The organism is Sphingobacterium sp. UBA7253, assembly GCF_002472745.1.
GTDB classification, from domain to species: Bacteria; Bacteroidota; Bacteroidia; order Sphingobacteriales; family Sphingobacteriaceae; genus Sphingobacterium; species Sphingobacterium siyangense.
The window spans coordinates 1-20439 of sequence record NZ_DKSP01000104.1 but is presented as its reverse complement, the minus strand read 5'-3'; the positions used below and the strand labels follow the sequence as shown (position 1 = coordinate 20439).

The 20439-nt window shown below is 43.5% G+C and carries 14 protein-coding genes and 1 pseudogene; 5 read left to right on the top strand and 10 right to left on the bottom strand.

Features of this window, described 5'->3' with window-relative positions; translation table 11 throughout:
- From B2X72_RS10055 to B2X72_RS10040, 4 genes and pseudogenes are all read right to left on the bottom strand, one after another.
- Positions 1-790 (bottom strand): annotated as a pseudogene (locus tag B2X72_RS10055) (hypothetical protein); the annotation flags it as partial.
- Between the two features lie 3 nt (positions 791-793).
- A complete protein-coding gene (locus B2X72_RS10050; RefSeq protein WP_286849465.1) occupies positions 794-1561 on the bottom strand; it encodes an SDR family NAD(P)-dependent oxidoreductase in 768 nt (255 codons plus the stop codon).
- A gap of 16 nt (positions 1562-1577) precedes the next feature.
- Complete coding sequence (dgoD, locus tag B2X72_RS10045; protein ID WP_075991901.1) at positions 1578-2756, bottom strand: galactonate dehydratase; 1179 nt, start codon at positions 2754-2756, stop codon at positions 1578-1580.
- Between the two features lie 9 nt (positions 2757-2765).
- Positions 2766-4088, bottom strand: coding sequence for an aspartate aminotransferase family protein (locus tag B2X72_RS10040; RefSeq protein ID WP_075991900.1), 1323 nt, complete (start codon positions 4086-4088; stop codon positions 2766-2768).
- 160 nt (positions 4089-4248) lie between these two features.
- Here B2X72_RS10040 and B2X72_RS10035 point away from each other — a divergent pair, with 160 nt between their 5' ends.
- Positions 4249-5046, top strand: a complete 798-nt coding sequence (locus B2X72_RS10035; RefSeq protein WP_286849464.1) for an SMP-30/gluconolactonase/LRE family protein — start codon at positions 4249-4251, stop codon at positions 5044-5046.
- Between the two features lie 32 nt (positions 5047-5078).
- On the opposite strand, the gene B2X72_RS10030 is transcribed toward B2X72_RS10035, so the two are convergent.
- The 6 genes from B2X72_RS10030 to B2X72_RS10005 all read right to left on the bottom strand — a co-directional run bounded on the left by B2X72_RS10030 (position 5079) and on the right by B2X72_RS10005 (position 14888).
- Positions 5079-5717: a GntR family transcriptional regulator gene (locus B2X72_RS10030; protein WP_075991898.1), complete on the bottom strand. Its 639-nt coding sequence runs from the start codon at positions 5715-5717 to the stop codon at positions 5079-5081.
- Positions 5718-5783: 66 nt separating this feature from the next.
- On the bottom strand, positions 5784-8432 hold the full coding sequence (locus B2X72_RS10025) for a hypothetical protein (protein ID WP_286849463.1): 2649 nt from the start codon (positions 8430-8432) through the stop codon (positions 5784-5786).
- Positions 8433-8436: 4 nt separating this feature from the next.
- Positions 8437-9429 carry a DUF4466 family protein gene (locus B2X72_RS10020; protein ID WP_286849461.1) on the bottom strand — a complete coding sequence of 331 codons (993 nt, stop codon included), beginning with the start codon at positions 9427-9429 and terminating at the stop codon, positions 8437-8439.
- A gap of 8 nt (positions 9430-9437) precedes the next feature.
- Positions 9438-9833 carry a hypothetical protein gene (locus B2X72_RS10015; protein ID WP_046676362.1) on the bottom strand — a complete coding sequence of 132 codons (396 nt, stop codon included), beginning with the start codon at positions 9831-9833 and terminating at the stop codon, positions 9438-9440.
- Between the two features lie 25 nt (positions 9834-9858).
- Complete coding sequence (locus B2X72_RS10010; RefSeq protein ID WP_075991895.1) at positions 9859-11691, bottom strand: RagB/SusD family nutrient uptake outer membrane protein; 1833 nt, start codon at positions 11689-11691, stop codon at positions 9859-9861.
- 11 nt (positions 11692-11702) lie between these two features.
- Positions 11703-14888: a SusC/RagA family TonB-linked outer membrane protein gene (locus B2X72_RS10005; protein ID WP_145328612.1), complete on the bottom strand. Its 3186-nt coding sequence runs from the start codon at positions 14886-14888 to the stop codon at positions 11703-11705.
- A gap of 376 nt (positions 14889-15264) precedes the next feature.
- Here B2X72_RS10005 and B2X72_RS10000 point away from each other — a divergent pair, with 376 nt between their 5' ends.
- Genes B2X72_RS10000 through B2X72_RS09985 form a run of 4 tightly spaced genes read left to right on the top strand, consistent with a single transcriptional unit; the run spans position 15265 to position 20114 of the window.
- Positions 15265-16785 (top strand): PQQ-dependent sugar dehydrogenase, encoded by a 1521-nt coding sequence (locus tag B2X72_RS10000; RefSeq protein ID WP_286849458.1) that lies wholly within the window; start codon positions 15265-15267, stop codon positions 16783-16785.
- A gap of 5 nt (positions 16786-16790) precedes the next feature.
- Positions 16791-18023: an Nramp family divalent metal transporter gene (locus B2X72_RS09995; RefSeq protein WP_088160971.1), complete on the top strand. Its 1233-nt coding sequence runs from the start codon at positions 16791-16793 to the stop codon at positions 18021-18023.
- Between the two features lie 7 nt (positions 18024-18030).
- Positions 18031-19053, top strand: coding sequence for an NAD-dependent epimerase/dehydratase family protein (locus B2X72_RS09990; protein ID WP_286849455.1), 1023 nt, complete (start codon positions 18031-18033; stop codon positions 19051-19053).
- A complete protein-coding gene (locus B2X72_RS09985) occupies positions 19053-20114 on the top strand; it encodes a dihydrodipicolinate synthase family protein (protein ID WP_145328616.1) in 1062 nt (353 codons plus the stop codon). The genes B2X72_RS09990 and B2X72_RS09985 overlap by 1 nt, the downstream gene beginning before the upstream one ends.
- The last annotated feature ends 325 nt before the right edge of the window (positions 20115-20439 follow it).

The window sequence follows — 20439 nt, the reverse complement described above, 5'->3', positions numbered from 1 at the left end:
CCAGTGCTGGATCCTTTACATACTGTCTCCGTGGAGCTAAATCGCCTGACGCGCCCTGTAAAAAAAGACAAGGCACGGATAAGGAGCGTTCTATTGTATTTCGCATTTCGCCCACAAAATCGGGCGAGAGCAGATCATTCTCGTGAGCAAAGCTGGTTGGGTGGCAGGCATAATTACAAATAACCGCTTTTAAGCTTTCAGTTTCATCATACAGCCGTCCGACCAACAAGGTTGTATCTGCTTCTTTCAATGGATTGTAACCAATCAGATAATGAGAATCCACTTCCAGATCGCGGTTGCTGGCCAAATCACATACACCATAGTTCCAGGTTAGACTCCCCTTAAATAAACCACTTTGTGCCATTTCAACACAAGATATCGCCTGTTGTTTGAGGAATTCAAGGTACGGCAAAATCAGTTCACCTCCAGGTTGCGCTGCATCTGTCGAACAGATGCTAGGCCCCGCATGGGTATGCGATAGCGCAAAAATCAGCTGCGATTCAGCCAGATTAAAATGACTGAGCAATGCTAATCGTAAATTTTGTTCATCAGCTGCATTTTTCCACCAGCCTAAATCAGCGGTTAGCAGGATTGCTGGCAAGCCATCGCAGGATTGCATATATAGACAATGCATCATCAAAGGTTGATGAACAGCCGTTGCCTGGTCAAATGCAGCCGCCCCCCAATTACGGGAATAGATGCCGATCGGTGGAGTAATATCACATTGGCTAAGTCCAAATCGTCCGTACAAACTACCCGTCGTTTCTTTCAAGAGGTCTTTCTGTTTCATACGTTAAGGTCTAATCAAAGACAGTCCACCATCCATCACAATTGCGGTACCAGTCATATGTTTACAATTGTCCGAACAGATCCATAGCACCTGTTTAGCAACCTCTTCGGCTTCTATAATCTGGCCAAGTGGCACCACAGCCTTTGCTTTCATTTGAAGTTCGGCGTTTGATGACCAGACCACTTTGCTCAACCCGGCATTGACATAGCCTGGTGCAATTTCGTTGACACGAATTCCATATGTTGCGTATTCAAGAGCCATGGCCTGGCAAAGCATACGTAGCCCAGCCTTAGAGACACTATAGGCCGGTAAATTTTGATGTACGGCATGTGCAGCCCAGCTACCCATAAAAATGATCGAGCCCGCAAGCTCAGTCTCCACAAATGACTTCGCACAGGCATTCGCCAGGAAGAATGAACCGTCGAGATTAACGGCCATTTCATTCTTCCATTCTTCGTTGCTTAACGTGCTGAAGTCTTTAATAGTGACACATGCGGCATTTGCGATACAGATGGATATTGCGCCCAACTCCTGCCTTATGCGTTGTACCCAGGCGTCAACCTGCCTGGCGTCTGCAACATCGACCTGATCATAAAACAAACGTGCTCCAGCACCATCCAACAAGGGCCACCGCGCTCTCGCCACCTGCGGCTCAAACCGATCCGAGATGCATACAATTGCCTGCTGGGTCAAAAATGCTTCGGCCATAGCCCTTCCGATATCACCAAGTCCCCCACTGATCAATACGACTTTATTCTTATATTCCTCCATTATCGCTCTTTTTAGACTACCAATCCCCTACACTACCGTCTTTATAGAAGGTTCGCTGCAATATTTCCTGTTGAAAAGGATGCTTCTTTACCTCTTCTTCATTGATTTCAATACCCAAACCGGCGCGCTTATTTGGCAGAACAATCCGCCCTTTCTCTTGAACTGTAAACCCTTCGGTAACCACGTCCTGGCGCCATTCAACGTCCTTATGCACACTTTCGCAAATAATATAAGATGGTGTTGCAAATCCCAGCTCAATGGAGGCGGCCGTACTCACAGGTCCCTGAGGGTTATGTGGCGCCATAGATACACGGTAAGCATCAGCCAAAGCTGCGATCTTACGCGCTTCAGAGAGACCGCCACAATGGGTAATATCAGGTTGAATCACACTCACTGCCCGCTTCTCGAGCATATCCCGAAATGCATGCACTCCGATCAAACGTTCGCCTGAAGCTATAGGTGTCGTCACCGCCCGTTGAATCAAGGCAATATCTTCCATGGTCTCTGGCCAGCATGGCTCTTCAAAGAAATACAGGCCATAAGGCTCCAATGCTTTCGCAAATTGCATCCCCATCCGTGGGCTTGGCCGTGCATGGCAATCCACCATAATATCAATATCGTCGCCGACAGCGTCACGCATGGCCTTCACGCAAGCTTCAGCATATTTAATTGGACGAAGACCTTCCAACGACATTGTCTCTGGGACAGCCATCGATTTAAAAGCGGTAAAACCCTCATCAACAGCTTTCAGCGCAAGATCACCAAATCGTTTGGCATCATCCGGAGCAGTCTCATAAAAATCCTCCATGCGACCTCCACCTAAATGACAATACAAACGGATATAATCACGCACACGGCCTCCCCACAACTCGTGACAAGGGACATTGTGAATTTTACCTAGAATATCCCATAAGGCGATGTCGATACCACTGATGGCCGTGCCACGAACGATCCCGTTTCCATGCCAGAAGTGTTGTCTATACATCATCTGCCACAGGTATTCAATACGACGCGGATCTTCACCGATCAACAATTGAGAAATATCTTTGATTGCTCCGACCACACTTTGCGTATGCCATTCCAAGGTGGCTTCGCCCCAGCCCCAAAGTCCGGGCTGATCGGTAATAATTTTGACAAAAATCCAATTTCGCATGCGCGCATGGCACACAAAGGTTTCAATAGCGGTTATTTTCATAGTTAGGGTTTACAAACTTTTTATTACGCGTTCAGTTGCCTCCAACGTTCTGTCTATATCATCCTCCGTATGCGCAAAGGAGATACTTCCTTGTTTAATTGGTGCCGGGAAATTGAAAATCCCTTCTTTAATAAGCTTTTTACGATATTGGGTATCCAGTTCAAAGTTGTGGTTATCCAAAATATCATGAAAATTGACTGGCGCATGGTCCATAAAATATGTACAGAAGGCAGATCCTTGACGTGCGACATAAAATGGTACGCCTAATTTAGGAAATATTTCGTTATATCCCTGCTCCAAACGCGCACCAAGTGCTTCTACGTGCTCATAAACTCGATGCTCAGAGCTGCCTAATTTTTTCAATGTTGCTATCGCCGCCGCAGTCGTTAATGGAAAGGCATTAAAAGTACCGGCAATCATCACCCGCTTCGACTTATCAGGATCCACAAAGTAATCCATATATTTTTTCTTGCCTGCAATAACACCCAATGGGTAGCCGTTTGCAACCGCCTTTCCGAAAGTTGAAAGATCCGGCTGAATACCACAGATCGACTGATAGCCCCCCAGCGCATGTCTAAATCCAGTTTTCACTTCATCAAAGATCAACAGAAATCCATGCTCGTCAGCCATCTTGCGTAAGCCTTCCAGGTAACCTTCCTTTGGCTTTACAATACCGATATTCTGAAGAATAGGCTCCAACAAAATACAGGCAACATCGTATTTTTGAACCACATACAGCACACTTTCCAAATCGTTGTAGTTGACAATGTGTACTAAATCGCTGTGATTTTTGGGAACACCAGCACTTAATGAATCGAATGGATATTCCCCCGGGCTTTGATATGAGCCAACATCTGCACGCTGACTGATCACATTGCAGGCCACATCGTTATGCCAGCCATTGTAGCCCCCCTGCATAACAATCACATGATCACGCCCTGTTACCGCACGGGCAATACGGATCGCATGGTAAGTCGCTTCCGACCCTGTCGTTGTAATCTGAACGCTCTCCACCGAAGGAACAGACTGACAAAAAAGCTCCGCAAACTCACCTTCCAGTAACGTTGGCCCAGCCCCCATCAATACCTGCTGCTCCTGCAATGTCTGTAACACTGCGGCGTTCACATCAGGATCATTATGCCCCAGAAAGGATGCTGCAAATCCAGCCTGATAATCTATGTAGCTGTTCCCGTCAATATCTTCGACCAAACTACCATTCCCTTTGACGAAGCAGATATTCGGATCTGACTTCCGATTTAACGATACCACTCCACCGGGTATCCATCTTGCATTCTCCCGCAGTATCGCGGCTGATTTTTCATTTTCTTGCATGCCTATTAAAAGTTTTGCTATTTGTTATTGTTATAATTGGACGATCACCGCCACACATGTTGCAGTCATCAATAATTTGTATTTAAATACACCTTATTTTATGTATACCAAATTACAATATTTTTGTATACATTTAAAATAAATTTTAAAATTTTTAAAAATGAACATTCTCATTGAAGGACTTCTTTTTCCAGAAGGCCCCGCTTTCGACCGGGAGAGTGGAATATGGCTTGTGGAGAAAGAAGCAGGAAACTTGGTCTATTACAAAGACAATCAGTATAGCAGAATAGCTGTGAATGGACATCCCAACGGAATTGCAATCGACAAAAACGGCATAATATGGTTTTGCGACTCACAACAAAACAGCATCCGTTGCTATGATCCCTTCGACAAAACCACGACGACAATAGTCACGGAAATCGCAGGGAAGCCATTAAAAATGCCCAACGACTTATGTTTTGATACTGAATGGAACCTACTATTCTCCTGCCCGGGAAGTGACCTGGAAGATGGCACAGGCTACATCTGCTGTCTACATAAACATGGTGCGCTTACGAAGATCCACACAGGCCTTTTTTACCCAAACGGATTGGCCTTTGCAGCAGACAACTGCACACTTTTTGTCGCTGAAACAGGCACAAAATGGATCTGGAAAATGCACTGGAACAGCTTGACACAACAGGTAGAAAACATCGAAAAATTCATAGAAACAGGCGGTAGTATCGGCCCGGACGGCATAGCTCTCACGAACGACAATTATCTTTTTGCAGCGATTTATGGATCGCAACATATCCTATCCATTGACACCAAAAACAAGACGATCGAGAAAATACCTACGCCGGGGAAGAATCCAACAAATTGTGCTTTAGACCCAAAAGGCATTCAGGGACTTATGATTACAGAAGCTGAAAAAGGGCAATTGTTGCAGTGGGACAGCACAAAAAAGGGTCTATTGTAAACAATAGACCCTTTATAAAAATCAAAAAAACATTAAACCAGTTCCAAGGCTTCTTGCTCGCCCCGATCCAAATGATGAACCAAGGTGGTATAAGCTTTATTCCAGTCATCCGCTTTCAGCGCATCAACAATAGCGCGATGCTCCTTCTCCGTATCCAGGTAATCTTCCATCTGCCCCATAATAGCCCCAAGCTTCATATGGAATAAGGGGATGTTACTATTCTTGTAAATAGAAATCAACCTTGAATTGCAAGTTCCCTCAATAATCCGCTCATGAAAACGAACATCCGCCTCGCAAGCACCACCATAATAGCCTTTACTGACCATGTCGGAAAAATCGTTGCAGATCAGTTCCAAATCTTCGATAAGCTCTTTACTTTTCTTTGAAAACAGAATCTTTAATGCACCTATCTCCAACAGCTCACGCAGCTCACGAATATCCTTCACATCTTCGACCGTCATTTTCTTCACAAAGCAGCCACCTTTTTCACCAAACTCAACCAGACTCTCCCCTGCTAAACGCATAAAAGCCTCACGAACAGCCACTCTACTCACCGCCATCTTATCCGCCCAAGCACTCTCCACCAATCTTGCCCCGCCAGCCAGCTGACTAGACAAAATTTTCTTACGTACTTCTAAATAAACTTTATAGGCAAGCGAATCCTCTTTCATATTGTATACAATTTTATGCAAAAATAAGAATACAAAATCATTAAAAAAATTTAAACAATGTATTCTTTAATTAATCTTTCCCTCTTGGGCTCCATACTGTCTTCCCGGCGACAAATAAATAGTTTCGGCTTTAGATTTCCAACTGGTTGTATGATTCCCTTTCAGGACATTTATATTAAAGCTACTATTTTTTAATGAACTTTTCATATTCCAGAAACCATCTTTCAAACCGACCACAACAACTTCATACTGTTGATCTCCCGGTACCACAAATTCAATGGACTCATCAAGATATTGATTTGGTTTGGCCACCACCAGTAAACGATCAGCCACTCTTATGAGGTAATAATTCGCCTTTTCCTCCGAATACACCGGTAATTTTGAAGAACCACTCTCCGTCATCTGAAAAACCGAAGCGTAACTGGCCTGATCACTTTCCTGCTTGGGTGAAACCATAATCCGTGTTCCCCTAGCCTCTGGCCATGGAGAGTTAACCTGATAAAGATCACCAAAAACAAAAGCAGTCGAATCACCCGAATACAGTTTCACCGCACACTCTTTTAACCGAGGCTTCAGCAAATCAACATAAGTAGAACCGGCTGCGTTTTTAAATTTACTGGTCAACACAAAACCTGTTTCACTTCGTACAGGCTTTTCAAGCGTATTGATCTGCCAATAGGGTTCGAATTTCTTATCATTGGTCTTAAGCTCATCCAATAAGACAATGACAGCAGGCACATCCTTTCTTTTCAAATTCAAAAACAGAAAACTTTTCGCATAGGATTTTACTTTAGCAGTATATGCCGCTGTTAGATCCATATTGAAATAGCTATAGCTCGGCTCAATGGGATCGTTACCAAATGCGGAAGCCCTGATCTCTCCGGTATGATACCAGGAATCATTTAACACCTCGTCAACCGTGCGCGGAAAACGCTGGCTAAACCGAGTCCCACCATCGTTTGTTTTGGTCCTGAATAAAAGCGGTTCCGCAGGATCACGCACCAACAGCATACTGTGTGCAACCGACCGCTTATTAAAGTTAAAATCATAAGGGGAACCATACGAAAGATACAGCCCAAGATCACCAACCTGAATACCATGATAATAAATCTGCAGTGCACCTGCATCGGCATGCTGATGATTGCCGAAATGATAACCGCCCCCCTTAATTTCTGCAACTACGTCGGAACTTCCGTTCTCTTCGCTCCAGCCTGTCCGGGCAACCATAGACCCTAAAATAGGTCCAAAATCTTTCGTCAACGGCATTTTCTCGCGATCAAAATCAGGCTTCAATTTTGGATCATCCAAGAGGAGAAACAAGATTGGATTGTCGGGCAAACCGCCCTGCTTGACAAACTCAGCCTTAATTACCGGATTGCCTGAATAGGCATAACAAAGCAGCATGGTCTGTGGATTTTTCCAATAAAAATCAGCACTGCTGTTGTACTTTACATTGAACATATCGCCGTCGCGTAACATTTTTCCGTCAGGCGTGCGCATATACAGCCAATAATAGGGCATATTCTTGATATTATCGTCAAAAACCGGATAACCGAGCATGCGATAATACAACCAGGCTCCATGCATTTCCCATCCAAAGCGATAGCCACCGTAATCAACACCTTGATTATGGCGCGGAGACTGATACTCAAACTTGCGCATGGGCACCAACTCTTCCAAAATAGAATACGAAGTATACTTGTAAGGTACCGGATCCTCGTCATATAAAGCAATACTCATTGCCAGCAGATCGCGCGACACCTGCGCCTCATTGCCATGCCCATTGATAATACTTTCGATACCAAAAAAGGGAGGCCAGCCAATTTCCATATCTTGCGCCAGACGCATCATATTTTTATGTAAACTGGTCTTAACGTGCACATCCAATAATGCGTAGCACCAGTCATACACCAGTGCACCCGTATAAATTGCACGTCCCAACTCGCGTGTAATATCACCATAGGAAACATTCCCGAACTCCAACATTGTCAAGTATTGATCGGCCAGCCTGACCGCTTCCCTGCCTATTTTTTCGTCACCGGACATGAGGTAATAAAACGCTTTTGATTCAATAGCACGCTCGAGCTTTTCATCGTAAAACATTTCCTTATTCGGATCAAAAATAAATTGAACAGGTTGTTGCGCAAGTGTTTTCACTTTCCCCCAAGCTTCGAGATGCTCCGCTTCTTCCAACCGCCCCTTAACGACCGGCAATGATTCTTTGTTAACCCATAGCCTCGGGTGACCTGCAGGAGGAACAATCTTTGGTTTATAATTTTCTGCTGCAGCTGGCGCAACCGGAGGTACAAATACATTGATTGAAACAGCTTTAATCTTAAAATAAGCTGGCAATTGCATACCGACCGTCTGCTTCCCTTTCTCAAAATAAAATTTACCAAGATCTTGCTTCGCACCTTTAAAGCTGTCAAATACGATCCGTTTGGTCGATCGTGCAGCACGAACATCAATCATCGCATACAGCGTCATCATACCTGTTTTATCTGCCGCCTTAATTTTATCCAAATCGGTAACCTCACCTTCAGAAACCAAGGTATAGACACCAGCCGTCGGAACATCCACCTGCACCTGCAGGCGCTGTCCATTTCCTTTTATCGAAGTAACCTTTGCCTGCTGCCCATAGGACGTTCCAAGGATCGCCATAAAAGCGATCCCCAAAAAAGTACCTTTAACTTTTAGCCATATCCTTGCACCCATATCTTTATTTTACTTGCAACCTTTTTACACTGATCTTCATTTCTTTCGTGGTATTATTGACGCTATTGACAAATACATAAGCATTGTATTTACCATCAGCCGTTTGCAGCCATATTCCCGATTCAGCTTTTAAATTAATCGCAAAATCTGGCGCATCTACGAACGATTTATCTTTCAAATCCACATCGTCCACAAATACACTGTATTGCAATCGCGCCAATTGTTGATCGCGCACCGTCCAAGCCTTCACGATCTTCGTTTTATTTGTCAGACCCACAGGTAAGGTGAAGCTCGGCAAATAACTGGCATCCGTCGTGGGAGCAACCAAAGAATGTGCGTAAGTCACCGTTGGCAACGCCCGATACAAATAGATCAAATCGATCTTATCCGGGTTTGCTGCCGCTTCGGTAGCAGTATACCATTTTAAGTCAGCCACAGAAAAAAAGCAGGCCGCGCCGTCTTTCCCGATCAGGTCCAAGGCCATATCCATATTACGAATCGCATAAGCTTCGGTCTTCAAGGCAATTTCCTGCCCATTACTGGACCTCGCCCTAAACGTAAAAGTGACCGATTTACGTTTTGCTGCTGCCGGTATTTTGTAGCTATAACGCAGCGTTGAAGCGGAGGTATCTTTTGTAAATTTCACCTCCATGTTATTCCCATTTACTGTAGCAGGGTCGCCAACAACAACACCTATATCTGCCCCCGTACTACTGGTGTAGTACGATTTGTTTTCAAGTACAGTACCCTCATCACCCGCAATACTGGCTTCTACAGAAATTGATGTAAGTTTCCCCTGATCTGGCAAAATCGCCGCAGCATAAGCAAAATCTATGGTAGCCCCAACCACATTTGGCCCTAAAGAGCGCTTAATAATATCGTTTTGCAAACCATCTTTTGCTGTTGGAATTTCATAAGCTTCTTCTTTACAAGAACCGAACAACAAGAGCCCAAATCCGATGGACAACAGCCCTATTTTTAAATAATTTGTTTTCATCAGCTTACTTATTTTTGTACTGTCAAATAAACTTTATACGTCTTACGAACCTTTCTATTTCCAGACACGACAGTCCATTCACGTGGCGTATCCAAATTGGAAAAATCTTGTTTTCCTAAAATCTTAGGATCCAACACCGCATCGGTGACCAATGAAAACTGTGGGTATAGATTTTTCAAATCCGTACCAAAGAGCACCTCCACTTTTATGGTTTGCTCAACGGTATCCACCAACGCAGCTTTTGTACGTACCGTCTGAAAATCGGCGCCCAACAGTTCAAAACTACTGACATAACATTCCGACCTGGTCGTGATCAACAAACCATCCTCATCCATTGGATAATCATCCTTACAACCGGACAAGCTAACGAACAGCATACCGATTAAAAATAATGTATATTTCATTTTATTACAGTCAAGTGTTACCATATTATTTCCAAGGTATATTTTGTGTTAAATTCGGATTCCGCGAACGTTCTGTTTCCGGAATTTGATAGATATAACACTTTTGATAAGTCAATTCAGACTCATTGAAGAAAAAGCGTTCCCAATTATTTCCAAAACTATCCTGGAACCATTTTCCATCACCATAAGGTTTGCCAAACACCGTTTCCAGTTTACGCCATCTCCTCAAGTCAAACGCACGCTGTCCTTCGCCAAACAACTCAACAATTCTTTCCTGCTCTATGGCATCAAAAAATGCATCACGAGACGAGGTTTTAGCTCCAGCAAGCGCAGGTAGGTTACCACGACGCCTGACCTTATTAACCAAATCAATTGCATCCGCCTGTGGACCACCAATCTCATTGGTTGCTTCAGCATACATCAGGTATACGTCAGCAATGCGCATCAAAGGCCAATTGTAATTTCCATCACTACGCGCCACACCACCATAATTGCGCACAAATTTACGCGATTGTAATCCCGAGAGATTTGTGGTATTATCGGTAAAGGAAGTTTTGTAGGAGACACCGTTAACTGTCACCGCAGCTCCCCAAGTTTTGTAGACAAAGGGAATATAACCTGTGGTCTCCGTAGGGCTCATACTCATAATCAATTCGTAATCCCACAACAAAGTCGCTTTCATGCGATAATCGCGATTTCGGTACGATTCAGGGTTCACCGCTGAATTTGCCGTAGTACGTGCTGCAGGATTTTTCACTGGATCTAGCTGAACCATCTTTGGCAAGAAATCTCCCGTAATGGTAGATTGATAACGGTCAGCCAATTCATAGCGCGGAATCGCTTGATTCTGCCCTAAAGACACCAATGGCCCCGTCCATACCCGCTGGTATTCCTCACTTTGTTTTGTTCCCACACCACCATGCGTCAGTACCATGACCATTTCCTCATCTTGGCTCAAGTTGCCCGTAGAAGGTATAAACATATAGTAATAATTTGGGAGCACATCAGCCTTCCCCAATTCACCCCATTGACCTGGATCACCATTTCTAAACATTTTGATTCCAAAATCATTGATCACACGTTTAAAATCCGCAGCGGCCGCAGTATATGCCGTTTTAGCCTCTGCAGCAGATTGTACAAATCCATCCAATTCAGGCCATCCATTTTTCTTCCACGAACCCCAATACAATTGAAACTTACCACGAAACGCCAATGCAGCAGGCTTACCGGCACGGCCAATTGCAGACCCCTTGTTGGGCAATTTGTCCACCGCATAGTTCAAATCAGCCATAATAGAATCCTTCAGCTGTGCAATAGGCATTCTCCGCACCGTATCAGCCTCTATGGGAGCTGGCGCCGATTTATAAAAATAAGGCACATCACCCCATAGGGAAATCAATCTAAAGTATGCAATGGCGCGCAACAACTTTGCCTCCGCCACGATAGTTTCCAGGGTTTGTTTTACAGCATCAGTTTTTGCTACGGGCAACAAACGCGCATTGGTATTTTCGATCACAAAGTTAGAACTGAATATAGATCCATACAATGCTCTATACATTGCCGATGCACCGGAGCCATAATTCATCGGACTATTGACCGTTAATGAAATAGGCGCCGCTCCAGTATTGTACATTTTAAGGAAATCTCCATGCCCATCAAAATGATAGTCGCGATCAAAACAAGGCCTAAATATGGAATAGTTCGCCATTAACGCAGCAAGTGCGTCATTTTCGTCCACCCAGAACGTTTCGGAGCTTGGCGTTGTTGTTGGATTCTGATTCAACAAATCTTTGCGGCACGCGGACAAACCAAGAAGCAGCAAAGAAGAAATAAACAATATGTTATATATCGATTTCATAAGTTCAAATATTATAAGTCTACATTCAGTCCAACCACAAAACTCTTCGTCATCGGATAAGCATCATTGGTATAGGTACTTTTCTCCGGATCTAAGCCTTTAAAGCTCGTCAATACCGCTAAATTATCTACCGAACCAAATACACGCAACTTCTGAATACCCAGCTTCATCAGTAATTCTTTCTTAAAAGTATAGCCAAGCTGCAGATTTTTCACCCTTAAATAAGACATGTTTTGCAGCCAAAATGTGCTCAAATACGCATTTGGACTCGTTGATCCTAATGTACTTGGAAGCAGCTTAGGATAATCAGCATCGCGATTGTCCAGGCTCCACATATTATTCCACTGGTCCTCAGTAATAGCCTGATTTGCCGTTCCTAAAAAGTTCGAATTCGCTTTGTTCATCCAAAATTCCTTTCTTCCTGTGGCAGCCTGCAACAGGAAAGAAAAATCAAAACCTTTGTAGTCTACCGAACCTCTAAATCCGTAATTCACCTTTGGCCTACCCAGTTGATAAGCTGGATATGCCACACGGTCATTCGCATCCAATTTGCCATCACCATTGACATCTTTCAACAAAATATCTCCTGGAGAAGCGCCCTGAGGAACAGCATTATAGACATCCTCCCAAGACTGAGCAATGCCCAACGATTCGAAAGCATAGATAAAATTATAAGGCATATCAATAAATACCGAACCTCTTTGCAACTGCTCATTCCAAGACAGCAGCTTGTTCTTGTTATACCCAACATTAAAGTTCAACATGTAACCCACATCTCCCTTTCGGTCATTCCAGGTAACATTTGCTTCCAGCCCTTTATTCATCATATCACCAATATTACGTCGGGGGGCAGTGAATAAACCCGTCAGATGCATAGATACATCCGAAGGCCTGTTCATACCGATCGTCTTTCTTTCGTAATAATCCAGCTCCGCAGTCAGTTTATTTTTAAAGAATCCAAGATCCAAACCCAAATTAAACACGCGTGTCTTTTCCCAAGTAAGGTCATAGTTGATCAGTTTCTTATTGATCAACCCTTTGACAACAGACCCTGTTCCTGTACTATTGTCAATCAAATAATAAGGACTAGAGACCAAAGATTGCTTCTGCTCATACAATCCGACACCACTATTATTTCCCAAAGAACCATAAGAAGCTCTAAATTTGGCCGAACTCATCCTGATCTTTTCCTTAAATGCCGACATAAATACCTCGTCTGAGATCCGCCAGCCCACTGCCGCAGACGGAAAAAAACCATATTGATCACCCGGCAAGAAACGTGAAGAACCATCTACCCGGAAGTTCCCTTCAAACATATACTTTCCGAAGGCCGTATAATTTAATCGTCCAATATAAGAACGCAAACCTTCTGCCGATGATGATCCCGACACATTTTGCACGTCTTCAGAAGCGCCATCAATTTCATGTAGACTAGGGTGCAAACGATCTAAGCGACTACCTGCTAAAACACGATTATTCCAATATTCTTCTGAATACACGGCCAAAGCAGAGAAATCATGGTTAGCGCCAAACTTATGATCGTAACTCAATTTAAAATTCAGCTGGGTTTTGTAATTGTTCCGGTCTGTATTATATATCCCATCATTTGTCGGTACAAGATCCCGGATAGACAATCCCGTCCGGATGTTATATAATTTTGTCGGCATATCTGCCTTCCATTGAAAACGCGTATCATAATTTAGGGCATAATCCACTTTAGCCTCAAATCCTTTAAATGGCTTCCAGTTTAAATAACCATTCACCAAAGCCTGCTTTTGATTCATGTGGTTTTGGTTGCGCGTCATGTAATCTGCATAAATATTATTGGCCTGCGGACTTTCATTGTAAGACATTGCACCGCCATAAAAACCGGTAATAGGATCATAAGGCAATATACCTGCTGGTGAGGTAAACAGATCCATCCCACTTGTCGAGTTGGCAGTCATACCGTCTTCGTAGTTATAACGGTAATCGGACCAGTTTCCGGAGAACCGCACCCCAGCACCGATGGTATTGGTTACTTTTGTTTCGAAGTTAAATGCAGCGTTATAACGTTTAAAATCATTATTGATCTGTATCCCCTTCTCATCCAGCATACCGACAGACAAATAGTAATTATTATTTTCAGTTCCTCCATTAATGGAAACATTATAATTCCCACTTTGACCATTGCGGAGAATAACATCCCACCAATCGGTACTTGGATATAATCTTGGGTCGATCATACTTAAAGCCAACCATTCGTCGATGGTTCCATTCTTAAAATTGAATGCAGATGCGGCCGTATTATAGGCTTGTGCCCTTTGAGTAGCCGTCATTGCTTTCGCATAATTATTGACAAAATCAAAAGAGCGGGTAGGTTTCACCAGCGATTTGTTGGCACTAAAGGAAATAGCCGTCCTACTGTTTCTTTTACCAGACTTTGTCGTGATCAATACAACCCCATTGGCCGCTCTGGAACCGTATACTGCAGCGGAAGAAGCATCTTTTAGTACGGTCACACTTTCAATATCATTCACATTTACACGGTTCATATTGACATCGGGCATTCCATCGACCACGATCAGCGGTCCAGCACTGTTGACCGTCCCCAATCCCCGGATCAAAAGATCCGCTGCATTATTTCCGGCCATTCCGGAGTTTTGACTTACGGCCAAACCAGGAATAACACCTTGCAATGCCTGCGAGGCATTGGAAAGACCCCGACTCGAGGTCGATTGATCAAAATTAACACTGGCCACAGCACCGGTCAAGTTGCCTTTTTTCTGCTTACCATACCCCACCACAACAACCTCATCCAGTGCATTTTCGCTCGCATCAAGCACCAAAGCCTGCACATCTTTCCCCGACACCACTTTTGTATTAAAACCGATTAACCGAAATTGAATCTGATCTGAAACGGACCCCGTTAATTTAAAACGACCTTCTTGATCCGTAACGGTAACAGTTGCATTTTTAAGGTTACGCACTTCTACACCGGACAGTGGCTGCCCTTTGGCGTCCAGCACCTGCCCGACAAGCTGCTGCTGAAATTTAGCTAAACCCGACGAAGGGTTTAAAACATCCGAGATCGGAATCTTTCCATTGTTAAGGGAAGAAGGTACATTTGCCAATGCAGCCATCGAAATAAAAGGTAGCCCCACCAAAAGGCAACTCCTGTTTATTACATCCCGGATTTTAATCTGCTTTAGTATCATGAATACTCAGGTTAAAGTGGTTAAATAAATGATTTATAAGCTCTTTAGTTTATTGGTATTTTTTCAGGAAACATAATACTCGACCCTAATATGGTCTAAATTGCATTTCCTTAATTATCATAGTGAATACAATAATATATATTTTTTGTATACAATTCAATATTTTTTTTACTTTTTTACAAAAATAGGGTGGCTAACACATTCGTGACAATTCCAAAACACCGCTCTTTTAGCTGTGTAATTATAAACTAAATCGTATTTACTTTAGGCTGATAAAATATTTTTGTATACAATTTTACTTATTTTTTGTATATTTATTTTTATTCAACTACATTTGACTAACCAAATAAATCAAAGGAATAACCGTAGATCCTATATGAAAAAACAAACCTATATTTGGCTTGTATCGCTGGTCCCGCTACTATCCTCCTGTTCTTCCGAGACGGAAAGAGAAAGTAAGCCAATAAATAACATCCAACTGGAGCACAGCATACTATCGCTATCAAAAGAAGCTACAAAACTCCATGTGCCATGGGATTTACAATATGACCGGATCAACGATGCCATTCTGTTTTCTGAAATCGGAGGAAGTATACGAAGACTGGATACAAAAACAAAAGCTGTTACTTTGGTGGACAGCCTCACCGACGTTTACCACCAGCGCACGTTGGGACTATTGGGAATGGCGCTGTATCAACCCGAACAGCAACAGGCCTATCTTTACCTTTCTTACACCAGCAAAAAGGACAGTCTCATTTTCTCTAATTTATATCGTTACGATTATAATACGACAGGCACGTTGTCAAACCCAAAATTGCTTTTACAGATTCCTGGAAACACGGGACACAACGGTTCCAGGGTTATTGTTTCGACAGACAAAAAAGTGTATTGGGCTACAGGAGATGCCGCAAGTGATACCTTTGCACAAGACAGCACCTCATTAAATGGCAAAATCTTACGCCTCAATCTCGACGGGAGCATCCCAAAAGACAATCCAATTGCAAATAGCTATGTCTATGCATGGGGATTTCGGAACATGCAGGGACTTACCCATGATCCAAAAGGCTTAATTTACACCTCCGAACATGGCGATGCCATCGAGGACGAAATCAACCTGATCCAACCTCTAAAAAATTATGGCTGGCCGCAGATTGAAGGAATGATTGACACGGAAAAGGAAAAAGCTATTGCCAAAAACTGCCCAAGACAGGAGCCCATTAAATCGTGGACCCCAGTCGTTGCACCATCCGGAATGGCGTATTACGGTTCTAATGTTATCCCTGAATGGCAACATAGTCTATTGCTTTCGACTTTAAAAAATCAGTCTTTACGTATCCTAAAATTATCCGCCGATGGTCAACAGATCGTCGATGAGAAAATCCTATTCAAAGATCAACTTGGCCGGCTAAGGTCCGTATTGGCCTTACCCAATGGAGACATTTATTTCTGTTCAAGCAACCGTGACTGGAATCCGCAAAAGGGGTTTCCAAAACCCGATGACGATGTGATCTACCGCCTCCGTATTACCGATAAAGCCTCTGCACCAATGATTAAACCCCTTGCAGCCAACACGGCCAACTCCCCTGCCAAAAGTGGTCAGGCATTATACGAAGCCTATTGCGCATCCTGCCATAAAGCAGATGGAAAAGGACTTACAAATACCTTTCCTCCATTAGCCAATTCATCTCTTGTCAAAGGCGACCCAGCACCGCTATTGCAGGTTATCCTCCATGGACTGAAAGACAAAACAATAAACAACGTCAAATACGAAAGTGCAATGCCATCTTTTTCATTCTTGAAAAATGAAGAGGTCATTGAAATCACCAATTATATTCGCACACACTTTGGAAATTCTGCCCCTAAAATCAATCAACAGCATTTAACCTCATTACGATAAATCTCATGGAAAATAACCTCGAGCCAAAACCCTCTTTATTGAAAAGTTGGCTATCCATCTTGGGTCCCGGCATCATTACCGCCGCCCTGGTTTTCGGGCCCAGCAAAATGACCATCACATCAAAAATGGGTGCAGACTATGGCTTCTCTCTATTATGGGTTGTCGTCGTCGCCATCTTTTTTATGATGGTTTTCACCAATATGGCGGCACGTATCGGTATCGCGAGAGACGAATCTTTACTTGTTTTAATTCGCCAGAAATTTGGTAAAACAACGTCCATCATCATTGGCCTCGGAATCTTCCTCGTTGCAACCTGTTTTCAATCGGGGAATGCGACAGGTGTCTCTATTTCCGTTTCGGAAGCCACGGGGACAAACCCCAAAATATGGATCATCGTTTTTAATGTAATCGGTATCCTACTGTTGTTCTTCAAGTCTTTCTACGCGCTATTGGAAAAGCTTATGCTTGGACTTATCATCCTGATGTTATTTGCCTTTCTTTCCACCGCGATTATGATAAAGACACCCGCACAGGACTTTTTCTCAGGTTTTATTCCCAGCATCCCTCCTTCATCAGTAGGCTTAATAATTGCTTTTACGGCTTCTTGCTTTTCGATTGTGGGTGCATTTTATCAAAGTTATCTTGTTCAATCAAGAAGAAAATTATCGACCAACAAACAGCGTACTGAACGACAGATAATCGGTAGCCGAATAGGTATTATTATTCTTGGCATCATGAGTGCAGCCGTCATGGTCTGTGCGGCAAATACGCTTCATCCCCAAGGGATCAAGTTAAATTCTGCCGCTGAGATGGGCCGTGCACTGGAACCGCTTTTGGGAACCTATGCTTCACACCTCTTTTTTATCGGTCTCTTCGGTGCCTCCTTTTCCTCCTTGATCGGCAATGCCGTATTAGGCGGATCCTTACTGGGCGACACCTTTGGCTTCGGCAACGATCTCAATCACCCTAAAGTGAAACTCTTTATTTCTTTGGTCATGATTTTTGGATCTGCCATCGCGCTTATCTTCGGAAATCTTCCCTTGGAGCTTATTGTTTTTGCGCAAAGCATCACCATTTTTTTAGTCCCCTTTATCGGTATTATCCTCTTTCTGATCGCAAACGACAAAGAAATTATGGGCGCGCTCAGAAACAGCCCCTTAACGCGGTTATGGGCTATACTCGGACTTATATTACTCGTTTTTCTTGCATTTAGTAATCTCTATAATTTAATCAAATAATTCAGACATGGACCATAACAATTTAGCGGAATTGGAACAGCAGCTGCTTGCACCATCATTAGATCTAATTGAAGATATAAAAAAGATACAAGGTGATATCCTTTTCCTAGGTATTGGCGGAAAAATGGGGCCAAGCATGGCAAAGCTAGCCATGCGGGCCATTCAAGCTGCAGGAATAGACAAAAAGGTCATTGGTGTTTCGCGTTTTTCAACCAAAGAACTTCAGCAGGAACTGGAGGATCTAGGCATAAAGACAATCGCCTGCGACCTACTGAATGAGGAAGAACTCAAAAAGATCCCGCAGGTCCCGAATGTCATTTACCTCGCAGGACATAAATTCGGCACCACGGGAAATGAAGATTTTACCTGGGCGATGAATACCTATCTTCCCGGAATGGTGGCTTCTCATTTTCAAGATTCCAACATTGTTGCTTTTTCTTCGGGTAACGTACTTCCATTTGTACCAATAAGCAATGCCGGCGTTTCTGAGGAAAGAACTCCGGAGCCTGTCGGCGAATACGCGCAATCCTGTTTGGGGAGAGAGCGTATATTCGAGTATTTTTCGAAGAAAAACGGTACACCTATCCTGATCTACCGATTGAATTATGCGGTGGATTTTCGCTACGGTGTGCTCGTAGAAATTGCCAAATCGGTCAAAGGGCAGCTCCCGATAGATTTGACAACCGAAAACGTCAACGTCATCTGGCAGGGAGATGCCAACGAAATTGCCTTAAGATCATTACTGCACTGTCAGTCTCCAGCCAAAATACTGAATGTCACGGGACCTGAAATCCTTTCTACACGATGGATCGCAGAGCGGTTTGCCGAGCATTTCAACACCAGGCCGATATTTGTAAATGAACCCGCCGGAACCGCTTTACTAAACAATGCCTCCGAATGCCATCGTTTGTTTGGCTATCCGAAAACAACCATACGCGAAGCGATAGACATTACAGCCAAATGGTTGACCCAAGGCGGCGAACTATGGAATAAGGACACGCATTTTCAAGAACGAAAAGGAAAATTCTAATGAACACTTTAGACAACAAATTACAACAGTTGCTTTGGGAAGGGACGGTAATTCCGGCACACCCCCTTGCCTTAAATGAGGACCGCAGCATTGACGAGGCACATCAACGGCTCCTGACTCAATATTACATAGCCAGTGGAGCCGGTGGAATCGCCGTAGCTGTACATTCAACCCAATTCGAAATCCGTGACCCCGAGATCAACCTTTTTGAAACTGTATTGAGATGGGCTAGCGAAGAAGTCGAGAAAGCGGAACTCCAACGACCATTTATCAAAATTGCAGGCATCTGCGGTGCCACAGATCAAGCTGAACAGGAGGCAACGACTGCACTTAAATACGGTTATGATATCGGGCTTTTGAGTATGGGCGGCCTGCAGAGCTGGACGGAAAATGCCATATTAGATCGAGTCAGAGCAATAGCAGCCATTATTCCTGTCTTTGGATTCTATCTTCAACCCGCCGTTGGTGGCCGTATTTTCTCCTATTCCTTTTGGCAGCAGTTTGCCGAAATCGACAACGTCGTCGCTATCAAATGTGCGTCGTTCAACCGCTACCAGACATTAGACGTTATGCGTGCTATAGCCAACTCCAGCCGGCGAAATCAAATTGCCATGTACACGGGCAATGATGACAATATTGTCAACGATCTGATGAGCGTGTATAATTTCCCTGTAGCGGGAGAAAACGTCGCCATAGAATTTAAAGGTGGACTATTAGGCCACTGGGCTGTTTGGACGGCAAAAGCTGTTGAACTCCTTCAGGAAATAAAAACATACAAACAGAACCCCAATAACCTCCATGCGAGTCATCTCCTAAGCAAAGCGATTGCTGTAACAGACAGTAATGCAGCTTTTTTTGACCCAGCAAATGCATTCCATGGCTGTATACCAGGCTTACATGAGGTGCTCCGCAGACAAGGTCTGATGAAGGGTATCTGGTGTCTAAACCCCGACGAAAATCTATCCATCGGACAGCGAGAAGAAATTGATCGTGTATATAAAGACTACCCAGGCTTAAACGACGATGAATTTGTCAAGGAATTTTTAAAATCGAGATCCTAATAATCGCTTCCTTTTATAAGGTCTCATCACTCGGGCTAGTCATGGCTGACGAGGTGATGGGACCTTTCTTTTTGTTCCAATTCATATTTTACGAATCAATGACCGACTAAGAGAAATAGTATCCAACATGAAATGTTTGATTTTTATAACTTTGCATCATGACAACTTCCGAAAATATTATTGATTTCTATCAACGGGTATTTCGAGAATCCAATTACCCAATTGGCTCCTCGTCCGAACAAATTTCTCATTTTAACGTATTTTCACGTGAGCATTGTCCTTTAAAATCACCTTACAACAGAAAAGATTACTTCAAAATATCCCT